Source organism: Vibrio neptunius (genome assembly GCF_000967495.1).
Classification (GTDB): domain Bacteria; phylum Pseudomonadota; class Gammaproteobacteria; order Enterobacterales; family Vibrionaceae; genus Vibrio; species Vibrio neptunius.
The window spans coordinates 1-12,054 of the sequence record NZ_JXXU01000002.1; the positions used below are offsets into that span (position 1 = coordinate 1).

At 48.2% G+C, this 12,054-nt stretch carries 14 protein-coding genes; 7 read left to right on the plus strand and 7 right to left on the minus strand.

The window, feature by feature from the left end; translation table 11 throughout:
- The first annotated feature begins 272 nt into the window (after window positions 1-272).
- Window positions 273-824 carry a gamma carbonic anhydrase family protein gene (locus tag TW84_RS01435; protein ID WP_045973910.1) on the plus strand — a complete coding sequence of 184 codons (552 nt, stop codon included), beginning with the start codon at window positions 273-275 and terminating at the stop codon, window positions 822-824.
- Here the strand turns inward: TW84_RS01435 and TW84_RS01440 are convergent.
- The 4 genes from TW84_RS01440 to tsaC form a co-directional block, all read right to left on the minus strand.
- Window positions 814-1,080, minus strand: coding sequence for a DUF1488 family protein (locus TW84_RS01440; protein WP_045973911.1), 267 nt, complete (start codon window positions 1,078-1,080; stop codon window positions 814-816). The genes TW84_RS01435 and TW84_RS01440 overlap by 11 nt on opposite strands.
- Window positions 1,080-1,913 (minus strand): shikimate dehydrogenase, encoded by an 834-nt coding sequence (aroE, locus tag TW84_RS01445; RefSeq protein ID WP_045973912.1) that lies wholly within the window; start codon window positions 1,911-1,913, stop codon window positions 1,080-1,082. The genes TW84_RS01440 and aroE overlap by 1 nt, the downstream gene beginning before the upstream one ends.
- Before the next feature lie 75 nt (window positions 1,914-1,988).
- Complete coding sequence (gene hemF, locus TW84_RS01450) at window positions 1,989-2,906, minus strand: oxygen-dependent coproporphyrinogen oxidase (RefSeq protein ID WP_045973913.1); 918 nt, start codon at window positions 2,904-2,906, stop codon at window positions 1,989-1,991.
- A 21-nt stretch (window positions 2,907-2,927) separates the two neighbouring features.
- Window positions 2,928-3,485: an L-threonylcarbamoyladenylate synthase type 1 TsaC gene (gene tsaC / locus TW84_RS01455; protein WP_045973914.1), complete on the minus strand. Its 558-nt coding sequence runs from the start codon at window positions 3,483-3,485 to the stop codon at window positions 2,928-2,930.
- A 196-nt stretch (window positions 3,486-3,681) separates the two neighbouring features.
- Here tsaC and purE point away from each other — a divergent pair, with 196 nt between their 5' ends.
- Complete coding sequence (gene purE / locus TW84_RS01460) at window positions 3,682-4,167, plus strand: 5-(carboxyamino)imidazole ribonucleotide mutase (RefSeq protein WP_045973915.1); 486 nt, start codon at window positions 3,682-3,684, stop codon at window positions 4,165-4,167.
- A 4-nt stretch (window positions 4,168-4,171) separates the two neighbouring features.
- On the plus strand, window positions 4,172-5,305 hold the full coding sequence (locus TW84_RS01465; protein WP_045973916.1) for a 5-(carboxyamino)imidazole ribonucleotide synthase: 1,134 nt from the start codon (window positions 4,172-4,174) through the stop codon (window positions 5,303-5,305).
- Between the two features lie 44 nt (window positions 5,306-5,349).
- On the opposite strand, the gene TW84_RS01470 is transcribed toward TW84_RS01465, so the two are convergent.
- From TW84_RS01470 to dprA, 3 genes are read right to left on the minus strand one after another with little or no spacing between them, the layout of a single operon-like run.
- Entirely contained in the window at window positions 5,350-5,934 is a 585-nt protein-coding gene (locus TW84_RS01470) for a DNA topoisomerase family protein (RefSeq protein ID WP_045973917.1), read from the minus strand.
- A gap of 22 nt (window positions 5,935-5,956) precedes the next feature.
- Window positions 5,957-6,436 carry a DUF494 family protein gene (locus tag TW84_RS01475; protein WP_006957516.1) on the minus strand — a complete coding sequence of 160 codons (480 nt, stop codon included), beginning with the start codon at window positions 6,434-6,436 and terminating at the stop codon, window positions 5,957-5,959.
- A 2-nt stretch (window positions 6,437-6,438) separates the two neighbouring features.
- Complete coding sequence (gene dprA, locus TW84_RS01480) at window positions 6,439-7,554, minus strand: DNA-processing protein DprA (protein ID WP_045973918.1); 1,116 nt, start codon at window positions 7,552-7,554, stop codon at window positions 6,439-6,441.
- Window positions 7,555-7,793: 239 nt separating this feature from the next.
- On the opposite strand from dprA, the gene def reads away from it, so the two are divergent.
- Genes def through trkA form a run of 4 tightly spaced genes read left to right on the plus strand, consistent with a single transcriptional unit; the run spans window position 7,794 to window position 12,049 of the window.
- Window positions 7,794-8,309: a peptide deformylase gene (gene def / locus TW84_RS01485; protein WP_045973919.1), complete on the plus strand. Its 516-nt coding sequence runs from the start codon at window positions 7,794-7,796 to the stop codon at window positions 8,307-8,309.
- Window positions 8,310-8,338: 29 nt separating this feature from the next.
- Window positions 8,339-9,286, plus strand: a complete 948-nt coding sequence (fmt, locus tag TW84_RS01490) for a methionyl-tRNA formyltransferase (protein WP_045973920.1) — start codon at window positions 8,339-8,341, stop codon at window positions 9,284-9,286.
- 56 nt (window positions 9,287-9,342) lie between these two features.
- Complete coding sequence (gene rsmB, locus TW84_RS01495; protein WP_045973921.1) at window positions 9,343-10,623, plus strand: 16S rRNA (cytosine(967)-C(5))-methyltransferase RsmB; 1,281 nt, start codon at window positions 9,343-9,345, stop codon at window positions 10,621-10,623.
- A 49-nt stretch (window positions 10,624-10,672) separates the two neighbouring features.
- Complete coding sequence (gene trkA, locus TW84_RS01500) at window positions 10,673-12,049, plus strand: Trk system potassium transporter TrkA (protein WP_006957511.1); 1,377 nt, start codon at window positions 10,673-10,675, stop codon at window positions 12,047-12,049.
- Window positions 12,050-12,054 lie beyond the last annotated feature (5 nt).

Genomic DNA, 12,054 nt, shown 5'->3' on the forward strand with positions numbered 1-12,054 from the left:
TTAGTGTCAACCACTTTTTTCAAACTTATTTTCAAGTGTTTCCACTTGGCTAATCGACCTTGCTAACTGAGCTTTATGGTTTCGAAACATAGGCTTCGAAGCGTTCCCGTGTCAGCGAGGGGGCATTATAGAGATCAGCGTCACGTTGGCAACCCCTTTTTGCAGTTTTTTTTGATTTTTTTGCCGTTTGAGTATTTTCTATTCAAAGATAGCTATTTTCCTTACTCTTCTACCTCTGTTTATCCAGAATTCCTCTATTATAAGGAGAAAAAATGAGCGCCTTGCGTAGTTATAAAGATACACGTCCCGTCATTGGTGAACGTGTCTATATTGATCAAAGCTCAGTGTTGGTGGGCGATATTAGAATTGGCGATGATTCGAGCATCTGGCCTCTCGTTGCAGCTCGCGGTGATGTCAACCATATTCACATTGGCAAGAGAACCAATGTCCAAGATGGCAGCGTATTACATGTTACGCACAAAAATCAGCAAAACCCTAATGGTTACCCGCTTATCATTGGCGACGATGTCACTGTCGGCCATAAAGTGATGCTACATGGATGCATTATCAAAGACAGGGTTCTAGTAGGTATGGGCGCGATTGTATTGGATGGGGCAGTAATAGAAGAAGACGTAATGATTGGTGCAGGCAGTTTGGTCCCACCAGGGAAGACTCTCGAAAGCGGCTACTTATATGTAGGCAGCCCAGTCAAACAGGCACGTCCTCTTAACGATAAAGAACGCGCCTTCCTACAAAAGTCAGCAGACAATTATGTGCAGAACAAAGAAGATTACCTGCATCATGTCGATGTGATTAGCAAATAACTTCGACCTGCCCTGACTGATTGAAGGTTTCGTCTTCAATCAGTTCTTCAGCTAACTCCTCCAGATCAAATCGGTGCTGATTAAAGCAAACGAGAGCTTGCTCAGCACCTTGAAGCTTTTGCCCAGCCAATACTTCCAGCTGATTCAAGGTAACCACGCACTCTATCAATGCACCTGACTGCTGCGCAGGAAACACGATTGCTTGTAGGTGGTCATCCCAATGCTGCATATCGGGAAACAGAATCGACTGATTCATTACATACCCTCTAAATTCTTTCTTAATTCACGTTGAATTTGTTTTGTTCCAGGTCGGATACCACGCCATAACATAAAGCTTTCCGCAGCCTGCCCCACCAACATGCCCAAGCCGTCGTATACCATCGCCGCGTTATGCTCAATTGCCCACTGATTGAATGTCGTGTGACCAGAGCCATACATCATGTCATAAACCGTCGTTCTCGATGAGAAGATTGCCGATGAAATCGCGGGCAGCTCGCCACTGAGACTGGAGGACGTCGAGTTGATGATAATGTCGTAGCTCTGTTCGATGTGTGCCATCTCAACCGCTTTGATCGAACCAAAACTTGCAAACATCTCTTGTAACGTCTGCGCTTTAGATAAGGTCCGGTTGGTAATCACAATCTCAGCAGGGCTTTGGTCAAGCAGAGGCTTGATTACACCACGAGCCGCCCCTCCTGCACCGATCAAGAGAATTCTTGCACCTTCAATAACGACCTGATTCTGCAGTAGGTCCTGTACCAACCCTTCACCATCGGTGTTATCGCCCAAGATCTCACCATCATCGAGCTTTTTCAGCGTATTGACGGCACCTGCCAACTGAGCCCGCTCTGTTAAGCGTGTAGCCAGTCGGCAAGCATCTTCCTTAAATGGCACAGTGACATTGCACCCTTTTCCGTTTTGAGCAAAAAAAACTTCAGCCGCCGCAATAAATCCATCCACTGGAGCCAACTCAGCAGAATACGTCAATGACTGATTGGTTTGACGAGCAAACAGTGTATGAATGAACGGTGACTTACTTTGGCTTATCGGGTTTCCGAAAACGGCATAACGATCTATCTGCTGGGTCATATCTTTACCTACTCAAAACAAAAAGGGCCATTGCAAACCAATGACCCTATCATTAACCTTTTAAGGAAGAAAGTGTTACCAATCGCGAGGCTTCAAGTAGTCCTGATACAACTCTGATTCATGGGTTCCCGGCTCCACTTGGTAACTGTATTCCCATCTTGCCAATGGTGGCATAGACATCAGGATAGACTCAGTACGGCCACCACTTTGCAGACCAAAGAGCGTTCCGCGGTCATAGACCAAGTTAAACTCAACATAGCGACCACGACGATAGAGCTGGAACTGACGCTCTCGCTCACCGTATTCGGTTGCTTTGCGGCGCTCGACAATTGGTAAGTACGCTTGGCAATACCCTTCACCAACGGCTTTGATGTAATCAAAACACTTATCGAACTCCCAATGATTCAAGTCGTCAAAGAACAAACCACCAACACCACGTGTTTCATCACGATGAGGCAGGTAGAAATACTTGTCACACCAAGCTTTATGCTCTGGATACACTTCACTGCCGAACGGGGCACACAACTCTTTGGCAGTGTTATGCCAATATTGGGCGTCTTCTTCAAAAGGATAGAAAGGTGTCAGGTCAAAACCACCGCCAAACCACCAGATAGGCGCTTCACCGTCTTTCTCGGCAATAAAAAAGCGCACATTGGCGTGTGATGTGGGGATATAAGGGTTTTTCGGATGCATAACCAAAGAGACACCCATCGCCTCAAATCTACGACCTGCAAGCTCAGGGCGATGTGCCGTAGCAGACGCTGGCATTTCTTTTCCCTGTACGTGCGAAAAATTCACACCACCTTGCTCAAACACAGCACCCTCAGTCATCACTCGAGTGCGACCACCACCACCTAAACGCTCACCAGGTTCACGACTCCAGGCATCTTCTACAAACTCAGCTTGGCCGTCGGCCTGTTCGAGTTGTTGACAAATGGAATCCTGTAGCTCCATCAGGAACTGTTTAACTGCTTGCTTGTCGATGGCTGACATGTTTCTACTTCCTTTACAGGGCTAACCCTGTCTTAATACCTTGGATGTTTTTGCGTCGCGAATTTCACTTGGCTTGTCTCGCCCACCCGTTTTTCCCGCCAGAATTGCAACTAAGCGATCACCGAGTTGCTGTTCAACTTCTGCGGTCGTCATACAAGGGGGTTCACCGGTCAAATTTGCGCTGGTAGAGGTTAACGGCTTTCCAAACGCATTACACATCTTTTGTACCAAAGGATGATCCGTCACACGCACCGCAATCGAGTCAAACTGGCCTGAAACCCAATCCGACACTTTATCGCTACACGGCATGATCCAAGTAACTGGGCCAGGCCAAGTTTGATGCACTTTCTGTAACTGCTCATCCGTCAGCTGAGACTCGTCAATATATGGCAGTAATTGTTCATAACTGGCGGCAATCAGAATCAAACCTTTCTCTACTGGCCTTTGTTTCAGCTCTAATAGTTTCTGAATCGCTTCAGGGTTATCAGGATCACAACCAACACCGAATACGCCCTCCGTCGGGTACGCAATCACTTCACCGTTTTTCAGAGCTAATAGAGCCTGCTCAAAATTATCCACTGATTCTTTCCTGTCTGATGTACTGTCTAACCACTAAGTTTACAAACAATCATTGATAGTGACTAAAGCTATTTATTTATAAATTGTGTCAATCTGAATTGAAACTTTACGCAAACGTTTGCTTGAGATTAAAATCCCCGTATAATGCGCTCAAATTTATCTGCTCATCAATAGAGTTGCATTAAGGGAGTTTAAGATGAAAGTCGGTATCATCATGGGTTCTAAATCTGACTGGCCAACCATGAAACTAGCAGCTGAAATGCTGGATCAGTTTGGCGTCGAATATGAAACAAAAGTGGTGTCAGCTCACCGTACTCCGCAGCTTCTTGCTGATTATGCCAATAGCGCCAAAGCGCGTGGCCTCAAAGTCATCATTGCCGGTGCCGGCGGTGCCGCTCATTTACCAGGTATGGCAGCCGCTTTCACTAGCTTGCCTGTTCTCGGTGTCCCTGTTCAATCGCGTGCATTAAAAGGTATGGACTCGCTACTATCGATTGTTCAAATGCCAAAAGGTATCGCGGTAGGAACATTGGCTATTGGTGAAGCAGGCGCGGCGAATGCGGGCATTCTCGCAGCTCAAATCATTGGCACGCACGATGACACTGTGATGGAGAAAATCGAAGCATTTCGCAACCAACAAACTGAAACCGTGTTAGCTAACCCAAACCCAGCAGAGGACTAATCCCATGCATGTGTTAGTGCTTGGAGCGGGACAGCTGGCACGCATGATGTCACTGGCTGGCGCTCCTCTGAACATCGATATTATTGCGTATGATGTGGCGAGCGAAAATATCGTCCATCCGCTAACTCAGTCGCTGCTGGGCAAAGGGTTGGACAATGCCATTGAGCAAGCAGATGTCATTACCGCCGAGTTCGAGCATATCCCAAATGATATTCTTGATGTTTGCCAAGCAAGCGGAAAGCTCTTCCCCTCTGCCGACGCCATCAAAGCTGGCGGTGACCGACGAATCGAAAAAGCATTGCTAGACAGTGCGAAGGTCCACAATGCCAAATACCATGTGATCCAGACACGCGAAGACTTTGCTCATGCTATAGAGTATGTCGGTATTCCAATGGTGTTAAAGAGTGCCTTGGGTGGTTATGATGGCAAAGGTCAGTGGCGACTCAAAGACCCAGCTCAGATAGACGCACTATGGGCTGAGATGGAAGCGTGTATTAACGCCACAGAAACACAAGCCATTGTTGCGGAGGAGTTCGTTCCTTTTCAACGTGAAGTGTCACTTGTCGGTGCACGCGGTAAAAATGGCGAAGTTACAGTATATCCACTTGCAGAAAACGTCCACACCAATGGCGTACTGAGCGTCTCGACCGCCATTGCCGATACTGAGTTGCAACAACAAGCACAAGAAATGTTCACTGCGGTAGCTAACGAGCTCAACTATATAGGCGTTCTGACACTCGAGTTCTTTGATTTGAATGGCACCTTGTTGGTCAACGAAATTGCACCTCGTGTCCACAACTCTGGCCACTGGACACAACAAGGTGCAGAAACCTGCCAGTTTGAGAATCACTTACGAGCAGTGTGTCGCATGCCGCTGGGTAACACCAAGCTGATCCGCGAAACGTCGATGATCAATATCCTCGGTGAAGATACCCTGCCAGAAAGCGTGCTCGCTATGCCTGGATGTCACGTTCACTGGTATGGGAAAGAAAAGCGCGCAGGACGCAAGATGGGCCACATTAACGTGTGTGGTGATTACAGTGGTGAACTGCAACGTCAATTATCGGCTCTAGCGGAAGTCTTAGACGCGGATGCTTTCGCGGCGGTTCACGATATAGCGCGTCGAGGTAAGCACTAATCATCGCAATCTTGATAAAAAACGGTGCTGTTTCAGCGCCGTTTTTATTGTTGCCTCTGGGTGTGATGGCATTTTCGATCAGCACACTGATGTTTACCCCCACTAGCGAGCTTCTTCTCGATCAATAAAGGAAAGCCACATTGTTCGCACTTACCCTTAACTGGCGGCTGATTAACCGCAAACTTACATTTAGGGTAATTATCACAAGCAAAAAAAGCTTTGCCAAAACGGTTCTTTCTCTCGACCAAATGACCTTTGCCACACTCCGGACACGCATGCTCCACTTGAGCCTCTTGTTCAGTCGGTGACTCAAGTGACTCAATATGATCACACTGCGGATAATGACTACAACCAATAAACATTCCGTAACGCCCTTGGCGCAACACCAATTCATTAGAGCACTCCGGACAGGGTACGCCCAGCTCTTTAATAATATGGCCGTCATTCTGATGCAAAGGTTGGATAAAGTCGCAAGTAGGATATTGATTACAGCCCAAAAACGGGCCGTGCTTGCCGTGACGAAGTTGTAGTTCGCCTTCTCGCTTCTCTGACTGGCATTTTGGGCACGCTTTGTGTTCTAAAGCGTGCTCATGGGCCGAAAACAACTGATGATCTATTTTACCGCTCATAGCCACTCATGGAGTTTGGAGTTTAATGAAGAATACCTTGCTCTTTGGTATACAACAGCTCTTCCATAAGCGTGTAGGCGTTTTCATTACCTGGCACATTAAACAGCACCATCAGCACAATCCATTTCAGATCATCCAGTTCAAATTCGTCTGTCTCAAGCCCCATAATACGGTCAATAACCATTTCACGAGTCTCAGTCGTCAGCACATTGACCTGTTCAAGGAAAGTCAGAAAACCTCGCGATTCAAGGTTTAGACGCTCACACTCTTTCGCAGTATAGATACGCGTTGAGGTGGACGTGCTACAAATAGAAATCGCGGAGTGCGTTTCGCTTTGCTGCAATGCAGCCAACTCTTCTAGCCAGACAAGGGCTTTATAAATGTCTTTTTGATGAAAGCCAGCACGAAGTAATTCTTCCTCTAACTCATCTTGATTGACCTGTAACTCTGCATCGCTATGGATGTAAGTTTCAAACAGATACATTAGGATATCCATCATCATAGCTAGCCCCTCCCCTTTCGAATATAGCCACCGGAAACCGCAACAACATGCCCCAAGAGCTCAAGCTCCAAGATCTGCATCATGACTTCATGAACAGGTATATTGGTCCTGCTTGCAAGAATATCAACTGGTGTAGCCTTACTTCCTACGTTAGCTAACAGCTGAGGAAATGGCAATTCTTCTTTGCAATCAATTTGTTCAAATAGTTCATTTTGAACAGAAGGCTTATTTAAATCAGACCAGCGAATAAGGCTCTCTATTTCATCGACAATATCAGAAACCTGTTGAACCAAGCATGCTCCTTGTTTTATCAATAGGTTACAGCCTCTGGCATGAGGATGGTGAATCGACCCCGGAACGGCAAACACTTCACGGCCTTGTTCTATCGCATAACGAGCGGTAATTAAAGAGCCACTTTTCTTTGCTGCCTCTATGACTAAAACACCCACTGACAAACCGCTAATGATTCGATTTCGGCGTGGGAAGTTATCGGCTTTGGGCTTCATATTAGGATGGAGCTCCGACACTAGTGCCCCTTGCTGAATGATTCGTTGAGCTAACGCCTGATGACGTGCCGGATACACAGAATTTAAGCCACAACCGAGCACAGCGACAGTTTGCCCATTACCATTTAGAGCCCCATCATGGGCATAACCATCAATACCCAACGCTAAACCGCTGGTGACAACCATGTCTTGATTCACCAGCTGTGTTGCAAAGCTGCGAGCGGTGTTAAGCCCATCAATACTAGCATTGCGACTGCCCACGATAGCTATTTGTGGCAGACACAGGCTTTCAAGCTGACCTTCCACAAACAACGTTGCTGGCGCAGCATCAGCTTGTTTCAACAGTGCCGGATACCGATGGTCACTTGAAGGTAGAATGGTTCTGACATTTGAGGCTTCTTGCCACTCGAAGCACACCTCAACATCCCCCGCAGCCCGGTGCTGGAGATATGTCAGTTGGGAGTCAGAGAAGCCTAAACGGCGCAATGTCTCAGATGAAGACTCAATGATGTTGATTGGAGAATCCACCTCTACCAAGCGCTGAAACGCTTTTGGCCCGATCTGAGGCGTAAAGTATAAGCTCAGCCAAGCCGTTAGTTCTTCTTCTGTCATAGGAAAATTTCGTCAGGCCTAACAACTTATTACACGACACCAACTGGCCATAACGAGCCAACCTAGACTTCGCATTTTAAGCCACTTTTGGCCGCTCATCGTTCGCCAAATTTAACGTTGTGATTAACTCGGGAAAATACGCAAAAACACAATGAGGCTGTCATTTAGGTGGCAAAATGTCTAGAATTGAGCCAACAAGGTTTATCCTGATTCGGCTCAGTTCAACATTTCGAGTGTATATGTCTGTATTACAAGTATTAACATTCCCAGATGAGCGCCTTCGCACTGTTGCAAAACCAGTGGAAAAGGTGACCCCTGAGATTCAAAAGTTCGTCGACGACATGATTGAAACCATGTATGACGAAGAAGGTATTGGTCTGGCAGCAACCCAGGTCGATTTCCACCAACGTATCGTTGTTATCGATGTTTCAGAAACACGCGATCAGCCAATGGTTCTCATCAATCCTGAAATATTAGAAAAACGCGGCGAAGATGGCATTGAAGAGGGCTGTCTGTCTGTTCCGGGCGCGCGAGCACTAGTACCCCGCGCTGCGGAAGTCAGCGTCAAAGCCTTAGATCGTGATGGCACAGAATACACGTTTGAAGCAGATGATCTGCTGGCAATTTGTGTGCAACACGAGCTTGACCATCTAGAAGGCAAACTTTTTGTCGATTATTTGTCGCCCCTGAAACGCAAGCGCATTCAGGAAAAACTGGCGAAAATCAAACGCTTTAACGAAAAGCACGCCAGCTAAGCCTAGCGGCTAAATTAAAGGAACGTACTTTGAGCAAACCTTTGAAAATTGTATTTGCCGGTACTCCGGACTTCGCCGCCCGTCACTTGGCGGCGTTGTTGTCTTCGGAGCACGAGGTTATTGCGGTCTACACCCAGCCAGACCGTCCAGCGGGGCGAGGCAAAAAGCTGACTGCCAGCCCAGTCAAGCACATCGCACTTGAGCATGATATCCCGGTTTACCAACCAGAAAACTTTAAGTCAGATGAAGCAAAGCAAGAACTGGCTGATTTGAATGCGGATCTGATGGTCGTGGTCGCTTATGGTTTATTGCTGCCACAAGCAGTACTCGATACACCAAAGCTAGGCTGTATCAACGTCCATGGTTCGATTCTGCCACGTTGGCGCGGTGCCGCTCCTATCCAGCGCTCGATTTGGGCTGGCGATCAGGAGACGGGCGTCACTATTATGCAGATGGATATCGGCTTAGATACTGGCGATATGCTGAAAATTGCTACTTTGCCAATCAAAGCGACAGATACCAGCGCTTCTATGTATGAAAAGCTAGCTGAGCTTGGCCCGCAAGCTTTAGTTGAATGCTTGGCTGACATTGCTGACGGCAAAGCGTCACCTGAAAAGCAAGATGACGAGCTGGCGAATTACGCCAAAAAGCTCAGTAAAGAAGAGGCACGAATTAACTGGAGTGATGAGGCTGCGCATATCGAACGTTGTGTACGTGCCTTCAACCCTTGGCCGATGAGCTATTTTGAAGCCGCCAACAACAGCATCAAAGTCTGGCAAAGCCGCGTTGACGTTCAAGCGACAACTGAGGCACCTGGTACCATACTGCAAGCAGATAAAACCGGGATCTACGTTGCCACAGGCAAGCATGTTCTGGTTCTTGAACAACTTCAGGTGCCCGGTAAAAAAGCCATGCCGGTTCAGGATATCCTCAACTCGCGTGCCAGCTGGTTTGAAGTCGGCACTCAGCTGACCTAATTTATACGTACTTTTTGAGGGTGGAGACACCCTCCCTTACTGTTAAGGTATTCAACATGAATGTTCGCGCTGCTGCGGCTAATGTCCTTTTCCAAGTGGTCGATAAAGGCCAGTCTCTGTCTAACGCACTTCCTGCGGCTCAACAACAAGTCAAACCTCGCGATCAAGCGTTGTTACAGGAAATCTGTTATGGATCATTGCGTTATTTACCTCGCCTTGAATCGATCGCGAATGAGCTGATGGATAAGCCACTTAAAGGCAAACAACGCGTTTTCCACCACTTGATTCTGGTCGGTATTTACCAACTGAGCTTTATGCGTATTCCAGCGCACGCAGCCGTCGGTGAAACCGTCGAAGGCACCAAAACGCTCAAAGGCCCACGCCTACGCGGTTTAATCAATGCAGTGTTGCGTAACTATCAACGTAACCAAGAAGAGCTAGACGCTCATGCCATGAGCCACAATGCCGGTAAATATGGTCACCCGAGTTGGTTGCTCAAACTGCTTCAGGACGCCTACCCACAGCAATGGCAAGACATTATTGAAGCCAACAACAGCAAAGCACCAATGTGGTTGCGTGTGAATCACCAACATCACAGCCGTGACGAATACCAGCAACTGCTCAAAAATGAAAACATAGATAGCAGTATTCACAGTGAAGCGAGCGACGCCCTAAAATTAGCCGCCCCGTGCGACGTGACAAAATTGCCAGGCTTTGAGAAAGGTTGGGTTTCCGTTCAGGACGCAGCAGCTCAGCTGTCGATTAACTACCTAACGCCAAAAGATGGCGAGTTAATTCTAGATTGCTGTGCTGCACCGGGAGGCAAAACTGCCCATATTCTTGAGCGTACTCAAGATGCACAGGTTGTGGCCATTGACTGTGATGACAGCCGCCTCAAACGCGTACACGACAACCTGCAACGCCTTCAACTGAAAGCGCAAGTTCTTTGCGGTGACGCACGTAAGCCAAAAGATTGGTGGCAAGGCGAGCAATTTGATCGCATCCTGCTCGATGCACCTTGTTCGGCCACGGGTGTTATTCGCCGTCACCCAGACATCAAATGGCTGCGTCGTGGTGATGACATAGCAGCATTGGCAGAATTACAAAGCGAGATTCTGGATGCGATGTGGCAACAGCTGAAGCCGGGCGGTACGCTGGTTTATGCGACCTGCTCTATCACACCACAGGAAAACAGCGAACAGGTGAAAGCGTTTCTGGCACGCACCGCGAATGCTCAGTTAGAAGGTTCGCCGGTAGACAACCCAGGGCGCCAAGTGCTTCCTGGTGAAGAGGATATGGATGGCTTTTATTACGCCATCCTGACAAAAATCGCGTAGTGATTCGGGGATCATCGATCCCTTAAATTTTGGTTAGACGAGAAACGGTATGAAAATCATCATTCTTGGCGCTGGTCAGGTAGGCGGTACACTGGCAGAGAATCTGGTCGGTGAAAACAATGACATCACCATAGTCGACAGAAATAGTGATCGACTGCGTGAGCTGCAAGATAAATATGATTTACGGGTAGTGAACGGCTACGCCAGTCACCCAGATGTGCTGCGTGAAGCCGGCGCACAAGATGCCGACATGTTGGTCGCCGTGACCAATATGGATGAAACCAATATGGCGGCCTGTCAGGTTGCCTTTTCTCTGTTTAATACTCCCAACCGAATCGCTCGTATCCGCTCGCCACAATACTTGGCCGAGAAAGAAGCGCTATTCCAATCCGGTGCCGTTCCGGTTGACCACCTGATCGCACCTGAAGAACTGGTGACCAGCTACATCGAGCGCCTGATCCAATATCCGGGGGCACTGCAAGTGGTGAGCTTCGCCGAACAGAAAGTCAGCTTAGTGGCGGTGAAAGCATATTACGGTGGCCCGCTGGTTGGTAATGCCCTATCTGCCTTGCGTGAGCACATGCCACACATCGATACTCGCGTTGCCGCTATTTTCCGTCAGGGGCGCCCCATCCGCCCTCAGGGCACCACCATTATCGAAGCCGACGATGAAGTGTTCTTCGTCGCCGCCAGTAACCACATCCGTTCGGTCATGAGTGAACTGCAGCGACTGGAAAAGCCGTATCGCCGCATCATGATTGTCGGAGGTGGTAACATCGGCGCCAGCTTAGCTAAGCGCCTTGAGCAGTCCTACAGCGTCAAGTTGATTGAACGCAGTTACCAGCGCGCTGAAAAGCTGTCTGAAGAGCTGGAAAACACCATTGTTTTCTGTGGTGATGCTGCGGATCAGGAACTGCTTACCGAAGAAAATATCGATCAGGTCGACGTGTTCATCGCCCTGACCAATGAAGACGAAACGAATATCATGTCCGCCATGCTGGCGAAACGCATGGGAGCCAAGAAAGTGATGGTGCTTATCCAGCGCGGTGCCTATGTGGATCTGGTTCAGGGTGGGGTGATTGACGTCGCTATCTCACCTCAGCAAGCAACGATTTCCGCCCTGCTAACGCACGTCCGTCGGGCTGATATTGTTAACGTCTCTTCACTACGTCGCGGCGCAGCAGAAGCCATCGAAGCCATCGCCCACGGTGATGAAACCACTTCTAAAGTCGTTGGTCGTGCGATTGGCGACATCAAGTTACCACCGGGCACAACTATCGGTGCGATTGTGCGTGGTGAAGAAGTATTGATCGCTCATGACAGAACCGTGATTGAGCAAGACGACCATGTGGTCATGTTCCTAGTGGATAAGAAGTACGTTCCAGACGTCGAAGCGCTATTCCAGCCGAGTCCTTTCTTCCTTTAGGATCG